Origin of the sequence: Oceanobacillus jeddahensis, assembly GCF_000750635.1 — a bacterium.
In the GTDB taxonomy this organism is placed as follows: domain Bacteria; phylum Bacillota; class Bacilli; order Bacillales; family Amphibacillaceae; genus Oceanobacillus; species Oceanobacillus jeddahense.
Genome location: NZ_CCDM010000001.1, coordinates 328932 through 350760 on the forward strand (window position 1 = coordinate 328932; position 21829 = coordinate 350760).

13 protein-coding genes are annotated in these 21829 nt (G+C 37.6%); 10 read left to right on the forward strand and 3 right to left on the reverse strand.

Annotation, left to right across the window (positions count from 1 at the left end):
• Positions 1-71 precede the first annotated feature (71 nt).
• The 3 genes from BN986_RS01530 to BN986_RS01540 are packed head-to-tail and all read left to right on the forward strand — an operon-like array spanning position 72 to position 2674.
• A complete protein-coding gene (locus tag BN986_RS01530) occupies positions 72-575 on the forward strand; it encodes a TRAP transporter small permease (protein ID WP_040977886.1) in 504 nt (167 codons plus the stop codon).
• Complete coding sequence (locus BN986_RS01535; protein ID WP_040977887.1) at positions 572-1873, forward strand: TRAP transporter large permease; 1302 nt, start codon at positions 572-574, stop codon at positions 1871-1873. The genes BN986_RS01530 and BN986_RS01535 overlap by 4 nt, the downstream gene beginning before the upstream one ends.
• 54 nt (positions 1874-1927) lie before the next feature.
• Positions 1928-2674, forward strand: coding sequence for an SDR family NAD(P)-dependent oxidoreductase (locus BN986_RS01540; RefSeq protein ID WP_040977888.1), 747 nt, complete (start codon positions 1928-1930; stop codon positions 2672-2674).
• A gap of 92 nt (positions 2675-2766) precedes the next feature.
• Here the strand turns inward: BN986_RS01540 and BN986_RS01545 are convergent, their stop codons facing one another.
• The gene (locus tag BN986_RS01545) at positions 2767-4392 is read right to left on the reverse strand and encodes an FMN-binding glutamate synthase family protein (RefSeq protein WP_040977889.1); all 1626 of its coding nucleotides are present in this window, start codon (positions 4390-4392) and stop codon (positions 2767-2769) included.
• 339 nt (positions 4393-4731) lie between these two features.
• Here BN986_RS01545 and BN986_RS25615 point away from each other — a divergent pair, with 339 nt between their 5' ends.
• The 3 genes from BN986_RS25615 (at position 4732) to BN986_RS01560 (ending at position 12298) form a co-directional block, all read left to right on the forward strand.
• Positions 4732-6984: a helix-turn-helix transcriptional regulator gene (locus BN986_RS25615; protein ID WP_052400571.1), complete on the forward strand. Its 2253-nt coding sequence runs from the start codon at positions 4732-4734 to the stop codon at positions 6982-6984.
• A gap of 177 nt (positions 6985-7161) precedes the next feature.
• Positions 7162-9930: a glycoside hydrolase family 3 protein gene (locus BN986_RS01555; RefSeq protein WP_052400572.1), complete on the forward strand. Its 2769-nt coding sequence runs from the start codon at positions 7162-7164 to the stop codon at positions 9928-9930.
• A gap of 28 nt (positions 9931-9958) precedes the next feature.
• Positions 9959-12298 carry a glycoside hydrolase family 3 C-terminal domain-containing protein gene (locus BN986_RS01560; protein WP_040977890.1) on the forward strand — a complete coding sequence of 780 codons (2340 nt, stop codon included), beginning with the start codon at positions 9959-9961 and terminating at the stop codon, positions 12296-12298.
• An 87-nt stretch (positions 12299-12385) separates the two neighbouring features.
• On the opposite strand, the gene BN986_RS01565 is transcribed toward BN986_RS01560, so the two are convergent.
• Positions 12386-14095 (reverse strand): ABC transporter ATP-binding protein, encoded by a 1710-nt coding sequence (locus BN986_RS01565; protein ID WP_040977891.1) that lies wholly within the window; start codon positions 14093-14095, stop codon positions 12386-12388.
• A gap of 652 nt (positions 14096-14747) precedes the next feature.
• On the opposite strand from BN986_RS01565, the gene BN986_RS01570 reads away from it, so the two are divergent.
• The 4 genes from BN986_RS01570 (at position 14748) to BN986_RS01585 (ending at position 20804) form a co-directional block, all read left to right on the forward strand.
• Entirely contained in the window at positions 14748-16160 is a 1413-nt protein-coding gene (locus BN986_RS01570) for an ABC transporter permease (RefSeq protein WP_244444922.1), read from the forward strand.
• A gap of 16 nt (positions 16161-16176) precedes the next feature.
• A complete protein-coding gene (locus tag BN986_RS01575) occupies positions 16177-17670 on the forward strand; it encodes an ABC transporter permease (RefSeq protein ID WP_040977892.1) in 1494 nt (497 codons plus the stop codon).
• A 36-nt stretch (positions 17671-17706) separates the two neighbouring features.
• Positions 17707-19506: an ABC transporter substrate-binding protein gene (locus BN986_RS01580; protein WP_040977893.1), complete on the forward strand. Its 1800-nt coding sequence runs from the start codon at positions 17707-17709 to the stop codon at positions 19504-19506.
• A gap of 170 nt (positions 19507-19676) precedes the next feature.
• On the forward strand, positions 19677-20804 hold the full coding sequence (locus BN986_RS01585; protein WP_040977894.1) for a M20 peptidase aminoacylase family protein: 1128 nt from the start codon (positions 19677-19679) through the stop codon (positions 20802-20804).
• Between the two features lie 254 nt (positions 20805-21058).
• On the opposite strand, the gene BN986_RS01590 is transcribed toward BN986_RS01585, so the two are convergent.
• Entirely contained in the window at positions 21059-21787 is a 729-nt protein-coding gene (locus BN986_RS01590) for a MurR/RpiR family transcriptional regulator (RefSeq protein WP_040977895.1), read from the reverse strand.
• Positions 21788-21829: the final 42 nt, after the last annotated feature.

Below are 21829 nucleotides of genomic sequence, written 5' to 3' on the forward strand. Positions count from 1 at the left end.
GTTTAGTTCCTAAGATTTAACACAAGATAACTCAGCTCGGATAAGGAAGAAGATTAGTGGAGGTGAATAGCGTGTTTTTGAAAAAAGTAATACAGGGCATGACACGTGCAGCAACTATTTTTAGTGTAATCATGATGATTTTATTAGCCCTTACGCTCTTTATTGGGGTATTAACAAGATACGTATTTTCTATTTCTATTCCAGAATTAGAAGTTATCAGAAATTTTTCTTTGATTTGGATGATTTTTATAGGATCTGCATTAGCAGTTAAAGAGAAAATGCATTTGGATATAGATATTTTTTCTGAATATATCAGTGAAAAGTTAAATAGATGGAGGATAAGACTGGTATATTTACTATCTTTATTTGGAATAGGAGTACTTATTTTTATAGGCATGGAAGCTTTTGAAGCTGGATTGAATAGAGTTGAGTTAGTTCCAGTTAGATTCTTATCTGAACAGCCATCCCTCATCTATTATTACTCATCTTTCTTGGTAGGTTCTGTATTCATGCTGTTGTTCCATTTGGTTAATGTAAAAGATTTGTTTGGTAGAAATGAGGGAGATAAAAAATGATTCTTTTTTGGATTCTACTCATATTTTTATTGTGCTTATTTATTGGGGTTCCAGTAGCTTTTAGTATTATTATAGCATCTGTGATACCTTTACTTTTTGAACCTTTAATTAGTTTGACACAAGCCAGCTCTATTATGATTGAATCATTTTCCAGTTTTACTTTATTAGCGATTCCACTTTTTATTCTTTGTGGTGGTTTACTGAATTTAACAAAAGTAACAGATGATTTGATTTATATATCTAAAGCTTTAGTAGGTAAACTAAAGGGTAGTTTAGCACATATGAATATTGTAACTAGTGTATTTTTCGGTGCTATTTCAGGGTCATCTGTTGCAGATGTAGCTTCTTTGGGAAGGATTTTAATTCCTGCCATGATTAAAGCTGGATATAGTAAAGAGTTTGCAGCTACTGTAACAGCAGCATCATCTACCATTGGATCTATTATTCCACCTAGTATTCTTTTGATTGTATATGGAGCTTTAGCACAAACATCAGTAGCATCATTATTTATTGCTGGAATTATTCCAGGAATTCTAATTGGTATAACACAAATGGTGTATGCTTATTACTATGCCAAAAAACATAATGTAGGGGATATTGAAAATGAATTAATTGGTTTGCCTAAGGACCAAAAACTATCCAAGGCAGTAGCGTTAAAGAAAAGTATCTTTCCAATTAGTTTATTTTTAATCGTCATTGTAGGGATCATGTCCGGGGTATTTACTGCGACGGAAGCAGCCGCTATTGCAGTTGCATATGTCTTTGTCGTAGCATTTTTTATTAAAAAGCAAAGAAGTTTCAAAGAGTATATACCAGTTATAAGAAGGGCCGTGATTGATTCAGCCTCTATCTATATTCTTATTGCAGCTGCTGCGCTTATGTCTTGGGTACTTTCTTATTATAGAGCATTGGACCCAGCGGTGAACTTTTTGATAGAAAATGATTTTAGCCCAATTATGTTTTTACTATTAATCATGGTTTTATATGTAATTTTAGGTACATTTATGGAGCCAAATTCTGCAATGTTAATTTTTGTACCTTTATCTGTACCTGTTATTCATGGTTTAGGCATTGATCCAGTTGTAGCAGGGATTGTTACTGTAATGTCTATTCGTCTGGGTACTGTGACACCGCCGTATGGCTTATCGGCATTATTGGCTTCTAAAATTGCTGGAACAAATATGTTGAAAATGATGAAGCAAATTACCATTTTTGTATTAATTTATATGGTATCTATTTTAATGATTATATTTATTCCTCAAATCGTAACATTTTTACCTAACCTTTTAATGAATTAATGTTTACGATAAAAAAGAATTTGTACAAATGGATATTAATGATGAGGTGGATGTATGCTATTACAAAACAAAGTAGCTATTATTTCTGGAGCCAGCCGGGGGATCGGCAGAAGTGCTGCATTAACTTTAGCCGAACATGGAGCTTCCGTTGTTATTATTGGGACGAAAGTAGATTTATTAGAAGAAGTAGCTAACGAAATAAAACAAATGAATAAAGAATGCGTAATCTATACTGGAGATGTTACGGATCAATCAACAGCGGAAGAGGTTGTCGCGAAAACAATCAATCGTTTTGGGAAAATTGATATTCTAGTTAACAATGCTGGAATAAACATGCGCTCCTCTACTTTGGATATGGAAATAGATGATTGGAAACGGGTATTGGATATTAATTTGAATGGGAATTTATTTTTTTCAAAAGCAGTCCTTCCAGTAATGATAAAACAAAAGTCAGGAAAGATTGTTAATGTGAGCTCCTCTACTGCTAAATCAGGTCATAGAAATGCGACACCGGCATATGGAGCTTCCAAGGCCGGAGTGGATTATTTGACGAAGCATTTAGCACTGGAAATGGCGAAACATCATATTTATGTGAATGGTGTCTCTCCTGGGCCAATCGAAACAGACATGATTCAGCAATGGTCTAGCGAGTACCATGAGAAAGTGCTTTCAAATATTCCATTAAAAAAATTGGGAACGCCAAGAAATATAGCGGATGTTATATTGTTTTTAAGCTCTTCAATGTCGGATTTTATTACAGGTGAAACAATTAATGTTAATGGAGGTACATATATAAATTGATAAATAAAATAATAAGAAGCTCATTGTCCGTGGACAATGAGCTTCTTATAAAATTTTTTCATCTCTTTCCTCCTTGTGACCGATCTTATAAATTATATGGAATCCGGTTTGGAATATGAAGTCACAGAAGAAACTCCCTCTTTCTCTATCCATTCATCCAAAGACCAAACCCGCTGATATGCATCCTTATATTGAATATGCGATGCATTGATAGCCGTCGGTGTCGTAACCCCGGCAGCAGCAGAAATACGGAACAGGCTTTCACGAAGGGTGACGAGATAATTCAAAGCGCGGTAAGCTTTTTCATCCACGACCAGTGCTTTTTGCAGCTTCGGATCAGTTGTTGCTACACCTACAGGACAACGGTTAGTATGACAAATTTGTGCCATAATGCAGCCGACTGTAATCATGAATGCACGGGCAATTTGAACAAGATCTGCTCCCATACCAAGAATGACAGCGATTCGATCTGCTGTAAAAAGCTTTCCTGAGGCAATCAGTTTGACGCGGTCGCGGACACCGTATTTTTTTAATGTCTGATCTGCGATGGTGACCGCAGACTTTATCGGGAGTCCAACGCTATCTGCAAGTTCTTGAAAAGTTGCCCCTGTACCTCCTTCTGAACCATCTACAGTAATAAAATCAGGTCCTGATTGCGTTTCCTTCATATAACTCGCAATTTCGTCCAATGCAGAAGTGCTGCCAATAACTAATTTAATCCCAACCGGAAGCCCTGTGTGATTTCGAATTTTTTCTATAAAGGTGAACATCGAAGGAACATCATCAAATTCGTGAAAACGGTTCGGGCTGTCAATTTCCTGATAAGGAGCTACATGACGAATCGCGGCGATTCTCTCCGTTACTTTTTCAGCATCGACGTGTCCTCCGCGTATTTTTGCTCCTTGTGCAAGTTTTAATTCAAAAGCTTTGACCTGTGGGATTTCGCTCTTTTCTTTTAATAAATCCCAATTAAAAGAACCTGATGCTGTACGAACGCCAAAAAGTCCAGGTCCAATTTGGGCAATGATATCTGTATCGCCGGCTAAATGATAGTCGGATAGCCCTCCTTCGCCAGTGTTCATCCAGGAACCGCCTGCCATGCCAATTCCTTTAGACAGGGCGGTAATCGCATTTTCTCCCAATGCCCCGTAACTCATTGCGGACATGCCGATTAATCCTTTCGCGTAGAAAGGCTCTCTGCAGGAAGGTCCGATAACAACTGCATTTTCATCGCTTAGAAGCCATGGTTGTATTTGTTTGTCCTCTACATTTTCTTTGCGGCTCAGTAAATTATCTTCTTTTACTTTATAGATTTTGGAATCAATTTGGCCTGTGTTATCAACCTCTAGCTCTCCCTGCTGCTTGGGAAACATCGCATTTTTTACATAAAAGTCTGCCTTCTCAAAATCACGGCGGGAGCCAAATCCAATCATATTTTTTTGATATTTAGCCGGCATGATAATGTCCCGGTAATCATCACGGGAGAATGGTTTTCCGGCAGTATCAGCATTAAATAAATATTGTCTGAGCTCCGGACCAGCCTTTTCCAGGATATATCGTATTTTGCCAAGCAGTGGGTAGTTACGTAAAATAGCATGCTGTGGCTGGCGCTGGTCTTTCCAGTATATGTAGCTAAACAATGCGATTGGGGTAATAATAATTGCTACTACTAGGATACTTAATGCAAATAAAATAAAGTTCAGTGCAGAAAATTCCATTTTTAGATGTCCCCTTTCCGGATAAAAAATAAAACGATGTATCCCATTTTTTAATGCATTACTTATAGAATATAAATACCCGTTTTGAAAAGGATTACACTTTAAGGGGAAATATCTTTATACGGAAAATATAGAATATGGATGCAATTTGGAGAGTAATTAGCGGTTCTTTATATTATCTTTTGAGTTGACTGGTATTGATTGGAGTAGGGCAGGCAGATGGAATAAGTAAGTTTTAAAAGAAAATAGGGAAACATAGAGCCGCCCTTTAACCACACTTCATTCAATCTCTGCTAAAATATACCTAAATAGATCCAAACAAACCAAGAGGTGTATGAAATGCGTATAAATAAAATAACAACTGCAATGGAAAGAATAGAAGAAGTGGATTTTCGTCTCGTTAATCAACTGCAGATTCTATTTGTTGTAAAAGGGTACTTAGAAATGATGCATAATGGTTCAAGTGTTTTCATTCGAACAGGGGAGATCTTTTTATTAAATAAAGGTGATATTATACACCTTGTTGGCAGTCGGGAAAATGCTACACTCATATTAAAGTTTGAAGAGAATACATATCAGGAAGAACTGCCTCTATTCCAATTAAGTCGACCGTTATCTCCAGTGTATCGAAAGGATGCTTATGAGCAAATTAAAAATTGTTTCGTCTCTTTATATATTGAAGCCAACTATCCCGCTGAAGGCTCAGAGTACATGATTGAAGGAAATATGAACCGGCTGATTGGATTGTTTTATCGTAATTTGAAGAAGAAAGTAGAGCTCGAATCGCATGTGATTTCCGATAAGGTAAAAGAAATGGTGTCCTATATTAATCATTATTATGAACAGGAATTGAGTCTGGATAAGCTTGCAGCGCATTTTTTTAGCAGTAAGTATTACTTAGCGCACGAGTTCAAAAATCAATTAGGGATTTCTATTGGGCAATATATTAAAGAAGTCAGGCTGTTTCATAGTGTTCGTATGCTGGTTAATAGTAATGAAAAGATTGTGACTATTGCTTTAGCTAATGGTTTTCCAAATGTTCGTTCTTTTAGTGAGGAATTTAAGAAAAGATATCATGTTACGCCTAAAAAATATAGGGAATTACAGCAGGAGGGAAAAGGTCATCATATGGATGATGATACGTTGTCTGAGGATGTTGTTTCGTTACTCTCTCCGTATATGTCTGTAGAGGAATTTTCTGGTGCAGGTCCGATTCAACCAACATCCTATGAAGTAGAGGTAGATGTAAATAAAGAAATTTATCGTCGAAATACGCTCCACTCTTTATTGAAGATTAAACCAGAGCATATGGGAAGACATTTGTCTGAGATACACCACCGGATAGGCATAGAATGGGTTGCTGTGACTAGTATAATAAAAAAGTTGGCTATAAAGCAGTCGGGGGGAGAATTACATGTCTTTTTTGATGAGCTGGATCGGGTCTTAAGGCAAATCTTATCGGCAGGGATGATTCCTTATATCCAGCTGCAAACAATTGATTTTGATGATTGGCAGCAAATAGAAGGTGTTTCTGTAAACGGTTTCCCAGAAGTACTGGTAAAGCTGAAATATCATCTGCAGCAAAATTATTTAAGTCATGACCGCTGGGGTTATGAGTTCCGTTGTTTTTATGAGTTTAAAAATCGTGGAGAGCTTTGCAGCCCATTGGTAAAAGTAATTTCTATCTTTCAAGACTACCCCAATTTAGTTATTCATTTTCCTAAGCATCCTGAAAGTGCAGCGCAGCCAAAGGAAAAAGATAATTTAAAAGTTTATTGTATCGACGATTTAACATCTATTAAGAAAATCTCATTCGATGAGGCATTGATTCATTTAACAGATTTAACGCATATTGAAACAATTAGTGGCAATAAGAATATCAAAGGACAACATTTTATTTTGGAGAATATGCTTGATTTTGAGAAGGATGATTATCTACAGAAATATGCTGATTTAGCACAAGCTAACGCTGGAGTTCTACAGTATATGAGACAAGCCAAGCAAGCGGAAAAAGAAGTGTTTTATTTTTCTCCCGTGTCTGCAGATGGAGAAAAACTGTTTGAGTATTTTCCCGAGGAATTAGCAAATAAGATTTCCCTATGTACTGCGGATGGAAGATATAAAGATAATTGGTATGCGAATGAATTTATGAAAAGCTTATTTGAAAATGTAGTCTTTCAAAATGAAGCATGTATTGTAACCAGGCAGCAGGAGAATTATCGAATTTTGGCTGCTTATCCAGAGGAAGAATATCAGATGTTTATGAATTGGGTTAATAAAGAATGGCAGCATACAAAATTAAAAAAGACCAAGAGCCCATCCATTTATATTAAATTGGATTTACTACCGATACAAGGGAAATACCGCTTGGTTAAGCAAGAATTAACGACAGATTTGATAGATCAACGAGTGGAACTGGAAGAATTAAAGAATAGTGAAAAGTTGTCATTTGAAGATATTCGCTACTGGAATGGAATAAATCGTCCGCGTCGTCATGTGGAAACTGTATCTATCAAGGGAAAGCATTCGTTGGAGGTAGAGGTTTCATTCTTAGGGATTGTGATGGTTAACTTAGAAAAAATACAAGATTAATGCAAAATATTGCTTTTTCATATCCTGCATATATATGAAAGAGAGCAATATTTTGCTTTTTTATTGGCAAGAAATCGGTAGTTTGTAATGAAAACGTTATCTTAAAATAAAGGTATAACACAACTTTTTTACCGAACATCATAGATTGTCAGAGGACAAATTAAGGGGGGGATTTACATGTTTGAAAGATGGAAAAACAGACGGTTAAGGAAGAGAGAAATTTCTCAAAAAGTTAGAGAGGATAAATTAGAACACAGAAGGAAGCAGGAAGAATTCTCCCGTATGCATGAATCAGAAAGACAGTCAGCGGAGAAACAGGAAAAGCAGGATCGTAAAGAAGCGAAATTAAAGCATAAAAAAGCAATCCAAACTTACAGCAAAGTTGAGAGGAAAGCTGCGAAAAAGGAAGCAAGAATGTATAAAAAGATTTGGAATCGTCCTCGACGTCTTGCTGGATGGTCAATTGTTGCCTTACTTCTTTTGATAGTTATTGCTCAAGTCGGTCCAACAGTTAAAAATATAGCTGATGCATTGAGTGGGAAGTATATTACGGCAGAAACAGATTCACCTGAAGCTGTGGAAGCAAGAGAATATGGAGATCAGTTATCAGAAGAAATCGCTAATGAAGGGATGGTTCTCTTAAAAAATGAGAATGATCACTTACCGTTGGGGGACAAAAAAGTGAATGTCTTCGGTGTGAGCGCTTTAGATATGCGCTATGGCGGTGGCGGATCTGGCGGGGCTGATACTTCCCGGGCAGTAGATTTATTTACTGGTTTAGAGAATGCGGGTATAGAGTATAACAGTGAGCTCCATGGCTTTTACCAGGAGGTTGGAGAAGAAGCGGGCATAAGCAGTGGAAGTGATACAGGGATGATTCAAGTTGTTCAAGGCATGCTTGGATCGAATGAAACAGATGAGCCAGAGATAAATTATTTAACAGATGATGTATTAGATCAGGCAAAGAGCTACTCTGATAATGCCTTGATAGTCATAACAAGTGAAGGTACAGAAGCAAGTGATATGAATCCAGAACATTTACGGCTGACAGAAAATAAACAAGCCTTGATTGAAAAGGTTACGGATAACTTTGATCATGTTACGGTTGTTATCAATGCTGGGAACGCTTATGAATTAGGATTCTTAGAGGAGTATGACGAAATTGAATCTGCGATATGGATTGGTACACCAGGTCCTTACGGGGCAAATGCATTAGGGAATATTTTAGCAGGAGAAACAAACCCGTCCGGACGTCTGACAGATACGTATGTGTATGATAATATGTCTGCACCTGCCAGTGAGAACTTTGGAGATTATTCCTATGATAATTTAGATTATTCATTTATCAATTATCAAGAAGGGATTTATGTAGGGTACCGCTTCTATGAAACATACTTTGCAGATGATGAAGAAGCTTATCAAGACACGGTATTGTATCCTTATGGTTATGGACTGAGCTATACAGACTTTGAATGGGATGTCGTTGGACAGAATTTTACAGATGACATCATTGAAGTAGAGGTGGAAGTAACTAACACTGGAAATATTGCCGGGAAAGAAGTTGTACAGCTGTATTATTCCGCACCATATATAGAGGACAGTGTAGAAAAGTCCGCGATTGAAATGGGAGCATTTCAGAAGACGGATTTGCTGGAACCAAATGAATCAGAATTGGTTACACTTACGTTTGAAACAGATCAAATGGCTTCTTATGATATGCACGATGAAGAAGCATATATTTTAGACCCGGGCACATATGAAATAAAAGTTGCCCACAACGTGCACGATATTGTTGAAAGCTTCGATTATACGATAGATGAAAAGATCGTATTACAAGAAGATAAAGATACAAATACACCTTATCAAAACCGATTTGGATTAGCAGAAGGAGAATTGAATTATTTATCCCGAACTGATTGGGAAGGAACATATCCGTCAGATGAAAATATAACGCATGAAGCACCAGATTATGTAGTAGATGCTTTTTCGGAAGAGACAGAGGACTCTAATTTAGAGATGCCAACGTTTGAAGCGGATAACGGAATTGTTTTGGAAGATTTGAAAGGATTAGATTTTGATGATCCGCTATGGGAAGATTATTTAGATCAATTTACATTGGAAGAAATGATGGATTTTGTTTCCTACGGTGCGTATCGAACCATGGAAATTGAAAGATTAGGTGTACCGCAATCATTGTTAATGGACGGCCCGGCTGGGTTTAGTTATTTCTTCAAACCCATTGAAGCAGCAGCTTACCCTTCAGAAGTTGTGCTCGCATCGACATGGAACCGAGATTTAGCATATGGGATGGGAGAAGCAGTTGGACAGGAAGCACGCGCTTATGGAATTCAAGGCTGGTATGCACCAGGAATGAATATCCACCGTACAGCATTAGGTGGTAGAAACTTTGAATATTTCTCAGAGGATCCTATTTTATCTGGAGAGATCGCTACTGCTTTAACAAGAGGAGCTCAAGATCAAGGGATTATCGTATTTATGAAACATTTTGCCTTGAATGATCAAGAAACCAACGCCCGTTCAGGAAATCTTGTTTGGGCCAATGAACAGGCAATTCGTGAGATTTATTTAAAACCTTTTGAAATGACTGTGAAAGAAGGAGAAGTGCTTGGTGCCATGTCCAGTTTTTCCATTATTGGAATGAAATGGGCAGGAGCGAATCCTGTATTGTTAAATGATGTGTTACGTGATGAGTGGGGATTTGAAGGCTTCGTATCTAGTGATGCCGTATTTGGATTTATGGAAGCACCAGATGCCGTTATTGCTGGGAATGATCTAATGTTAGATGTGATGACACCACACAAACAGGTAGACATGCTGGAGAAAGCTTATGAACAGGACCCTTCTGGAATTGCTAATGGTGTACGTACAAGCACCCACCATGTATTGTATACCATTCTACAGACGCATTTATTTGAAGATGAATGAAAATCAATGAAGCAAGGAATGAATAAAGATGAAATATAAAGCAATCATAGAGCAGATGTCTTTAGAAGAAAAGGCATCGCTCATGTCTGGAGAAAACTTTTGGAATACAAAAGCAATTGAACGCCTGGGTATCCCTGCTATTATGCTAACTGATGGACCACATGGATTGCGCAAACAAGGAGGGAAGGCGGACCACCTTGGATTGAATAAAAGTTTGCCTGCAACTTGTTTCCCCACTGCAGCCACGTTGGCAAATAGCTGGGATAAGAGTCTGATCTATCTGGTAGGAGAGCTTATTGGGAAAGAGGCAGCGAGCGAAAAGGTGAGTGTATTATTAGGGCCTGGACTAAATATAAAAAGAAATCCATTATGTGGAAGGAATTTTGAGTATTTCTCAGAAGACCCTTATTTAACGGGCGAATTAGCCAGTGAGATGGTCAAAGGGATTCAATCCAATGGTATTTCTGCCAGCCCTAAGCATTTTGCGGTAAATAGTCAAGAGCATATGCGTATGACTATTGATGAAATTGTAGATGAGCGTTCTCTGAGAGAAGTGTATTTAGAAGGATTTAGAAGAGTAGTAGAAAAAAGTAACCCCAAAACAATCATGACTTCTTACAATCAAGTCAATGGAATTTTTGCCAATGAGCATCCACATTTACTTCAAGACATTTTGTATGGTGAATGGGGATTTGATGGTGTCGTTGTTACAGATTGGGGAGGAAATAACGATCGGATAAAAGGATTGAAAGCTGGTAATCAATTAGAGATGCCAGCTACAAATGGAATTACCGATCAGGAAATTATCGAAGCTGTGAAGCAAAATGAATTAGGAGAGCATGTATTAGATACTGCTGTAGATCAGTTATTGCAGATTGTTTTCACAACTCATTTTGATCATAAGAATACGCCGCAGGTTGATTATGAGGGACATCATAAAGCTGCTGTGGAAACTGCGGCACAATCAATGGTATTACTGAAAAATGAACAATGTATTCTGCCATTAGATACAAACAAGAAAATCGGTGTGATTGGTGACTTTGCAAAAAATCCGCGATACCAAGGCGCTGGAAGCTCTCTCATTAATCCAACGAAGTTATCGAATGCTTTGGAGGAGTTAGAAAAAACAGAATTGGATATTGTTGGGTATGCGCAAGGCTTTAAACGGATGGGTAGCAAAAGCACCCGTCTATCCAGAGAAGCTGTAACGCTCGCGCAGCAAGTAGATACAGTTCTTTTATTTGTTGGTCTGGATGAAGGAAGTGAAGCGGAAGGTGTGGACCGAAAGCATCTTCGCTTGCAGGGTAACCAGCTGGAGCTGCTGGATAAAATAAAAGAAGCCAATAAAAATATTGTGTTGGTTATATCTGGAGGCGGGCCGATTGAGATGCCGTTTATCCATGATGTAAAAGCTATTGTGCATACGTATTTAGCTGGACAAGGAAGTGCAGAAGCGATAACGGGTATTTTAAATGGAATTTATAATCCAAGTGGCAAACTTAGCGAAACCTATCCAATAAAATATGAAGATGTACCTTCTGCGCCGTATTATCCCGGTGAAGAAGCTACAGCGGAGCATCGGGAAGGGATATTTATCGGCTATCGCTATTTTGATACAGTAGACTCAGAGGTATTATTCCCTTTTGGTTATGGCTTGTCCTATACGACGTTTGCTTATTCCAATTTAAAAGTTAATGAGAATAAAGTTACGTTTACATTGACAAATACAGGGGAGACCGCTGGAAAAGAAGTTGCACAGCTCTATATAGAGAAAAAGGATTCTGCCATTTTTCGAGCAAGACGAGAATTAAAAGGTTTTGAAAAAGTTTCATTACAGCCTGGAGAAACGAAGACAGTTGTAATAGAGCTCGATGAACATGATTTTATGTATTACGATGTAAAAATCGGGGATTGGGTCATGGAGCAAGGAGTGTATGAAATCCAAATTGGCAGCTCTATTCAGGAGATTCATTTAAAAGAAGAAATAATCAAGACAAACAATACAGCCTTAACAGCATATAATAAAGACATATTCCCCCATTATTTCGAGGGAGAAGTACATCAAGTAACAGATGAAGAGTTTCGGCAATTATTAGGATATGATCCGCCAGCTCCAAAATGGGACAGGCAGAAAGACTTAGGTTTAAATGATACGATTGCCCAAGCGAGGCATAAAAATTGGTTAGGAAAATCAATTTATGGACTCATCTACTTTGTTCATGTTGTTTTGAAGACAGCGAACAAGCCGTTATTAGCAAATAATGTATATTTTGTCATAAATATGCCGTTCCGACAAATAGACCGATTTACAGGTGGAAAGATAAGCCGTAAAAAAGTTTTAAGTGTATTGAGATGGATAAACCGGTAAGCTCTTTTATTTTAATAACAATCACCTAAAAAAATCTCCAGCTATTTTATAAGAAATAGCTGGAGATTTTTAGATGATTACCGGTCTTTATACAAGCATCCAATGCTCCGGACTCACTTCCTCGAGCCGGTTTTTTTCAAAATGGTAGTTTTCTGTCTTAATGTTATGCTCCCGAATCTTTTCGGCCTCGATGCTTGGGTCTGGAATAGGCACCGCATCCAGTAGAGACCTGGTGTATGGGTGAAGCGGGTTTTCGTAGAGTTCCTCGCTTTCTGCCACTTCAATTATTTTTCCAGAATACATCACAGCGATCCGGTCACATATATGTTTTACCATGGCGAGGTCATGAGCAATAAATAAGTAGGTGAGTCCTAATTTTTCCTGAAGCTCCTCTAATAAATCAACAATTTGCGATTGAATGGAAACATCGAGCGCAGATAGAGGCTCATCGCAAACGATGAATTTTGGTTTTACAGCTAACGCCCGGGCAATACCAATCCGTTGCTGCTGTCCTCCAGAAAATTCATGTGGATACCGGTTAGCGTGCTCTTTATGAAGTCCGACCAGCTCTAATAATTCCTCAACCCGAGCGCGTCTTTCTGCTTTTGTTTTGCATAATTTATGAATATCTAAAGGCTGACCAATAATATCAAGCACTTTCATCCTGGGATTTAAAGATGCTTGTGGATCTTGAAATATGATTTGAATATCTCGACGGAGCTTTTTGAGTTCTTTTCGCTTAAATTCATTGATTCCCATTCCTCCGAAAAGAATCTCTCCTTCTGTTGCTTGCTGTAATTGTAAAATCAGACGTCCTGTTGTTGATTTTCCAGACCCTGATTCTCCTACTAAACCTAAGGTCTCTCCAGGTTTGATATAAAAATCAATGTCATCCACTGCATGCACAAGTCCTCCTAATTTTAAAGGGAAGATCTTTTTCAAATCGCGTACATTGATCAGAGATTCTGTATCTTGGAATGACTTCGTATATTTGTTTACCTTTTTTTGATCAATTCGTGGTAAAGCACTAAGTAATCGCTGGGTATAAGGGTGCTCAGGCTTTGTGAAAATAGAAGCTGTATCATTTTGTTCGACGATTTGTCCGTCCTTCATGACGACAATCCGGTCGCACATGCCTGCAACAACGCCAAAATCATGTGTAATTAAGATGATGCTCATATCAAATTTTTCCTGCAAGCTTTTCATAAGTTGCAGAATTTGCGCCTGAATTCGTACATCCAGGGCGGTCGTTGGTTCATCCGCAATTAATAATTTTGGCCGGCAAATCAAAGCCATGGCAATCATTGCGCGTTGCAGCATACCTCCAGAAAATTCATGCGGGTATTGATGGTATCGCTCTTCCGGTGAAGTGATTCCTACCAGCTTCAGCATTTCAATGGTATCTGCCTTGGCTTTATGTGCAGAAAGTTTGCGATGTTTGATAACTACTTCGTCAATTTGTTTACCAATTTTCATTGTCGGGTTAAAGGAGCTCATTGGATCCTGGAATATCATACTGATCTCTTGCCCGCGAATTTTTTGCATATCGTGATCAGAATAGCTTACGAGATTATTCCCTTCATAATCAATTGTATCTGCTTGGATATGTGCGGACTGGCTGGGCAGTAATTGCATAATTGCTTTAGCGGTAACACTTTTTCCAGATCCGGACTCCCCAACAATTCCTAATGTTTCTCCTTTTTTGACGGAAAAGGAAATCTGATTTACAGATTGGACCTCCTGCTCCGTCGTTTGAAAATGAACAGATAAATTTTTAACGCTAAGTAAGTCTTTCATGATCATATCTCCATTTATTTTAAATTTGGCTTGTTATGTATGGTGTGCAATCAGGGTAGTAGAGCATTTAGAAAAAAGCCATGTAATTAGATGAAAATTCCTTTTTTATCGCAGTGTAACTGGCTGGGACTGGGGCTGCGGTTACTCGCCCCATCGGAAACCGTTGTCACAACGTCTGCACTAACACATCTTGTGCGTCGAAAAACCTCCACTGAAGGAAGTTTCACTTTATACAACCGTCCAATCTGTAAACTGCGATTATTCGTCCCATCAAATACTATTGTGATGGCCGGAACCGTTCAAAACGCTTGCAGGAACACCATAAGGTAAGGAAGGACAGTTGAATATGCGTTTTCTAATACACATATATATTCCAGTGTATAAAAAATGCGTGCAGGATTGTTTTAAAAGGAATAAACATTTGCTGAATATTTACATATATATAACTGCAAGTGTGATGTTATTCTGATTAATTTTATAGGATTTAAATAATGTAAACTCTAAAACTTTGAGATTCTTACAATAGCGCATCTCAAAGTCTATAAAATTAATTTGACAATTACATCATTCCTTTCTATAATTCCTAATATAAACATTCTATACTAAGAAGGTAGGAATTATCAAGATTTTAATGAAGGGAGTAAGGAACCTATTGTCAAATTCACCACGTGAAAATGTGTTTTCCCGAGGTTTTATGATTGTTCATCGGCAGTTTTTTCTAAGATGGATTCAATATTTAATCGGGTTTCCAATGCATATAATTGCTCTCTGTATCTATTTCAGTAAAAGAAAGTCTAATACATACGATGCTTTGTTTAAGGAAAAAATGCATACATTTATGCAATCAGAAGCATATGCAAAATTAAAAAAAGATTATGAAAAACAATATGATAACAAGCAGGCATATTTTCAGCGGCCAATAGATGAAGCAGAAAAAGAAAAATTTGTGCAACGGAAGCTGAAGAAGCGTTCGGAAACAATGATCGAAGAAGAACTGGGGTTAGAGGCAAGAAAACCAATGGATTATATGGAAGTTCTTCACCAACTTTTGCTGGATAAACGGTTTATCATCGTATCGTTTATTCCAGGGATTTTAGCTTATGGTATGTATTTTATTTACCATGGTGCCTTTAAGCGCTTTGTATTTGAACGGATTATTATGACCTTCTTTGTGATCATTTCCGTCATTGTGATTGTATTTACTATTCTTTATATTTCGCCATCCGATGCGGCGGCAAATATATTAGGTGAGGCGGCAACAGAAGCACAACGGGATGCATTTAATGCACAATACGGATTGGATCAGTCTTATTTTGTGCAGTTATGGCATGCGTTAAGCGGGATTTTAACGTTTGATTTAGGTCAATCCTATACGGGCAATGAAGTGATTATGAATAGTATTTCGAATCGATTTCCAGTTACCCTGCTTTTAGCCATTTCATCTCTTATTCTAGCAATTGCTATCGCTGTTCCGGTTGGAATGATTTCAGCAGCTCGTGTCAATTCATTCTGGGATTATACATTTATGTTTATTGCGTTAATTGGTTTGTCGATCCCAAGCTTTTGGCAAGGTCTCATTTTTATTCTTACCTTTTCCATTCAGGGAGATCTCTTGCCATCCAGTTATTCACCAGGGAACTTTTTATCATTGATTATGCCAGTTATTGTTCTCGGGACAGGATTAGCTGCAGCGATTGCCAGAATGACACGTTCTTCCATGTTAGAGGTCTTGAATGAGGATTATATGATTACGGCAAAAGCAAAAGGGCTGACAGGACGGGAAACGTTTGTTGGCCATGCGCTGAGAAATGCATGGATTCCGATTTTAACCGTTATCGGACTGCAATTTGGCGGGATGCTTGGCGGAGCTGCAGTAACGGAAAAAGTCTTTAATATTAGCGGTTTAGGAAGCTACATTGTGGATAAACAATTCATTCCTGACACACCAGCGATTCTGGCCGGGGTTGTCTATATTGCAATTACCATTTCCATTGTTAATTTAATTGTAGATCTGGTTTATGCAATGTTAAACCCGCGTATCCGTTCGCAAATGAAGAATAGTTAGGGGGTGGAATGATTACATGAATCATACTAATCTACAGTCATTAAAGCGATCTGATCTGTATAAACACGGTCACTTTGCATTTGTTATATCTTTAGGGCTAACATTCATTTTTTTATTTAATAGTTATGATTTTGGAAGTAATACATTTCACACCGTTTTTAGCATAGTTACAGTTATCTTTTTAATAAATAGCCTTTATCAACTTTTTATTGTGCTCTTATTACGTAAAGATTTATTGCAAACAGGAGAAATTCAAAATCGTACACGCAAGCTGGCTGCAGTACAGGTTCTATCGTTAGTTTGCGGAAATGTTTTTACAGCAACATTTGCTTTTCGGGTTTTAAAGAAGCGTTCATCCATTGAATATACATTCGCATACTATATGCTCATAACGGATTATTTTATTATTGCGGTGACTTTTTTAAATTTATTTAAGCCGTATGTATCCAATTATTTTATGTTATCCATGTCTATCTTGCTGGCGTTACTCCTTATTGATATTGCGTTGGTGATATTCTTCCACCGGCAGGATGATGCATCATTAGCCGGTAAAAAATCATTACGTATAGTTGCAATATTTTTATTTATTACTACTTTAACAGGAAATATATTCCGGTTTATTCTGGCTTATAGTATTCTATTAAAAACATCGAAAAAGGATCAATCCGTTATTGATAAATGGCAGTTCTTTTGGATAAAGCTAAGCAAGAGTTTTACGGCAATGATTGGTTTACTATTTGTTATTTTTACGTTTTCCATATCAATTACGAGCTTTGGTACGTTTGTCACGAGCTTTGCAACAGCCAATGATTACGGTTCTTTATTGGAAAGCCCGAGTCTCGTACATCCATTTGGAACGGATAACTTCGGCCGTGATGTATTTTCCAGGATCATTTTTGGAGCAAGAATTTCATTAGTGATCGGGCTGCTGACTACGATTATTCCAATGATTATTGGCGGGCTTTTAGGAGCGTTAGCTGGTTATTATTATAAAACAACGGATCAGGTGATTATGCGTGTTCTTGACGCGTTGTATGCCATTCCAGGAATTTTATTAGCAATTGCAATTATAGCTGCGTTTGGTTCAAGTACCGTCAATTTAATTATTGCTCTGAGTATCGGGTCAATTCCGATTTATGCAAGGACGATGCGTGCCAATATTTTAATGGTATCCAACCTGGAATATATTGAAGCAGCCAAGGCGCTGGGAGAGTCGGATTGGAAAATCCTGACGAAGCATGCGGTGCCGAATGCGTTTGCTCCAATGATTGTGAAAGCTACATTAACCATTGGCGGAGCGGTTATCGCAACAAGCAGTTTGAGCTTTTTAGGACTTGGTGTAGAACCACATGTTCCAGAATGGGGAAATGTTCTTCGCATTGGAAGTGCTTATTTAGAAACAGAACCATATTTAGCAGTCTTTCCGGGGATAGCAATTATTTTACTTGTACTATCCTTTAACTTTTTAGGAGATGGGCTGCGTGATGCGTTAGATCCAAAAATAAATTAATAAAATAAACTTACTTAAAGGGAGGCAACACACCAAATGAAGAAATTAGGCTTTGTTTTTCTAACGATATTCGCTTTACTGTTAGCTGGATGTGTAAGTACAGAATCCGATGTTGAGCAAGAGGATTCAGGTGGCGGCGAAGATACAGATCAACCGACGATTGAGATATTAGCAACAAGTACACAGGAAAATGATGTGAATATTCTGCGTGATCAACTAACAAATACAGGTTTTAACGTAGAATTAAATATTCAACCAGATTATGGTAGTTTTACAACCCAGCGTGATGCAGGGAATTATGATATTGCGCTTAACAGCTGGACAACAGTTACTGGAAACCCAGATTATTCTGTCCGGTCTCTTTTTACTTCTGATGGGGATAATACCTTGTTTGCAGATGAAAGAGCGGATGAGCTTGTTGATGAAGCGAGTACCGAATTGCCGGGAGAATACGAAGAAACCTATAGAGAATTAGAAGAACATATCGTTTTTGACCAGGCATATCTTGCGCCACTTTATATTTCATTAAAAGCGCAAGGTGTGAATCACGATATTATTGATGAAGAAACTGTCCGTCTGCCGAAATCACGTGCGGCCGTGTGGGAAAATGTAGATTATAATGACACATCTTTACGCGATAGTGAGCCTTTACTCGTTCACCAGGCGATTGGTGATTTAACTTCATTAGATCCAATTAAAGGAAATGATGGTTCTATCAATACACTGAATACAAACATGTATGTTCGTTTAGTGAATTTAACGGACGATGATGAGGTTGTTTCCGATGGTTCTCTTTCTTTAAACCATGTTATAGCTGATGGAAGTCAAGATTTTTATTTCTTACTTCGCGATGATATTAATTTTGCAGAAGTAGACGGAGATACAGCTGCTGATACAGGTGAACGTGTTGGCGCAGAGGATGTTCAATTTAGCTTAGAACGTGCGAAAGACCCAAATTCTGTTCCTGATCACCGTACGTATAGCTTACATGAAAGTATGGAATCCATTGAAATTGTGGATGACCTGTCTGAATTAGAAGATACTTCTTCTGTAGATGGCAACACCATTAAACAGGCGTTAGAAGATGGGATTGATACGGAGATTGACTCATTAACTACGGATAAAACAGAAGTAGATAATGATGAAGGAACCTATCAGGTTGTGAAAATTACTACAGAAGATCCGTTTCCACAAGTATTAAACTATCTTGCGCACCAGTCAGCTGGCATTGTATCCAAAGATCAAGTGGAAAGCATCAATACGTTTGACGTAGAAGACTACGATGTTAATGAAGATGTTGCCTATGGTGACCAGCGGACAGTGCTGGAAGATAGTAATGAAGAAAATACACTTTACGCAAGTGGACCTTATATTATGGTTTCAAAAAATGATTATGAAGCAGATTTTGTGAAGAATCCTGGATACATGACTGGATCGGAATATGAGCCCAATATCAATGAAGTAGTTGTGAAATTTATTCAAGATCCAGAAAGTGCACTATCTGCATTACGTAATGAGGAGATTCATATCTTAAACGGTGTCGCTGAAAATCGTTATGACACAGTGGAAGAGGATGAGAACCTAACTTTACAGCAAAATGAGAGTAATGGTGTTTCTTACCTAAGCTTTAATTTAGAAGATAGTATTCTTGCGGATAATGTTGCATTGCGTCAGGCTGTACTATACTCTATTAATCAAGAGGAGTTTATTTCCTTCTATGAAGGTAATAAATTACCAGCTGTTTCCACCCTCAGCTCATTAGTTGATACAGGACTGGAGTTAGAAGCGGATCCAGAGCAGGCGCAGAGCTTGCTACAAGAAGGTTTAACAGAGTAATGAACAACGAGGCACATTCGGATGAAGAAGTCCGAACCGTGTCTCGTTTTGATGTACGATTATTTAAAAAATCTTAGTGATTTTTATTTAAGAATTACCAGGAGGTTTCAAATTGTTATAATGGTTAGTAAAAGCATCTTAATAAATATCAAAAAGGATGGGGAAGACAGATGGGGAAAACCATAGAAAAAAGTGTGTTAGAAACTTTTCAACATTTACATACACACGCGGAAATTAGTTGGGAAGAAGTCGAGACTACGAAATATATCAAAGAAAAATTAGAAGAAGCGGGGTGTGAAACAATCACATTTCCAGACCACACTGGTGTGATAGGAAAGTTTGGTAACTTTGATAAAGGTCTGCCGGTAGTAGGGATACGTGCGGATATGGATGCGTTATGGCAAGAGGTGGACGGCAAATTTCAACCAAACCATTCTTGTGGCCATGATGCGCATATGTCGATGGTATTAGGTGTGCTATGGACAATACAACAAATGCCTGAAATCCAAGATAAGGTAGCAATCAAGTTTATTTATCAGCCTGCAGAGGAAGAAGGCGGCGGTGCATTGAAAATGGTAGAAGAAAATGTGGTAGAAGATGTTGATTACTTGTTTGGCGTTCACCTTAGACCAAAACAAGAAGTTGCTGCAGGGCAAGCTGCTCCTGTAATTGTCCACGGCGCAACCCAAACGTATGAAGCGGTTATTAAAGGGGAGGACGCACATGGCGCACGCCCGCATTTGAACGATAATGCAATCGAAATCGGCATGCAAATCGTTAATATGCTGGGTCAAATTCATATGGACCCGCGAGTCCCGCACTCAGCGAAAATGACAAAGTTCCAAGCAGGAGCAAAAAGTTCCAATATTATCCCAGGGAATGCTTCGTTCAGTTTAGATTTACGTGCACAATCAAATGAAGTCATGGATTTGCTAGTGAATAAAGTAGATGGTATTCTTGATTCTGTACGAAATCTTTATGATGTAGACATTGATGTGATCGGCTATCATGGTGTTCCGGCCGCAGAAACCAATGAGGAAGCTACAAACTTCATGCGTGCAGCAGTGGCAGAGGTGCTTGGGGAAGAAAATATTGTAGAACCTCTTCTTACACCAGGTGGAGATGATTTTCATTTTTATACGGTGAAGAAGCCGAATCTAAAAGCAACCATGCTGGGGTTAGGCTGTGATTTAGGGCCAGGATTACATCATCCTCATATGACTTTTGATAAAGATGCGCTTAGCACGGGAGTCAATATTTTAACGAAAGCTATACTGAATGTGTATCGGGATGTGTGATTGAAAGGTGAATGATTAGTTTTAGATACCAGCCTTTACTGTATTTGCAGCAAAGGCTTTTTAGATTGCACATTAATTAAGGTATAAAGTGAATAGGAGCTTAAATATACATTCAAATTATAGATGTAGTTCATATTTGTACGTACAAGAGGCAAGTTTATAATAATGCTTCTTATACTACTTATATACATTTTTGTCTTGTTTTTCGTCATTTTATATTAATGCATATTTATATAATCATTGTCATTAGGGTTTCAATGTTCATTGTCTTCAGGCAACATATTTTTTAATTTCGCAATAATTTCTTCAATAAATATAAAAAAAATAGTTCTCGTTTTTTCAAATGGATATAAATTATCATCTTGTTTAAATTTTGATAAATAAAGAATATAATCTGCTTTAGAAAAACGAGTGTCAGCATATTCTTCTAGTAGTAGCATTATATTTGCATTTTTCTTTTTGATTTCATGAAAAAGATTCTCAAAAGAAGCAAATTTTCCTGTAACTGATAATACAATAAGCAAAGTGTCTTCATCCGCGATAAGTGCTGCGTGATCTTCATGTTGTGTAACAGTAATATTATTATTAGTGACTGTAGCTAACTTATATCCGAAATATTCTGCACTTATAAAGGAAGGGCCTAATCCATATATAATAATTTTGTTGAATTTATTAAATACAGAAACAAAGTCATCAACTAATTTAGTATCAAAGTTTTCTAAATATATTTTTAGTCGTTCTATTTCATTTGAATTTTTTTGAGATGATAATTCTATAGGCCTCCCACTGAAATACAGCTTGTATTGTTTAAAATTATCAAAACCTAATTTACGTGCAAGTTTCGAAATTTTAGAAGGAGATACTTCACAAATCTCGGCAGCTTCAATTATTTTAAGGTTTTCACCTTCATCCATTTTTTTTGAGAGGATAGTATGTATTTTTTTTTCTAGTTGCGTAAGATGATTCGTATCTAATTTTAGCATTTTATATCTTCCTTCAGCATTAGATTTACAGAATTTAATAAA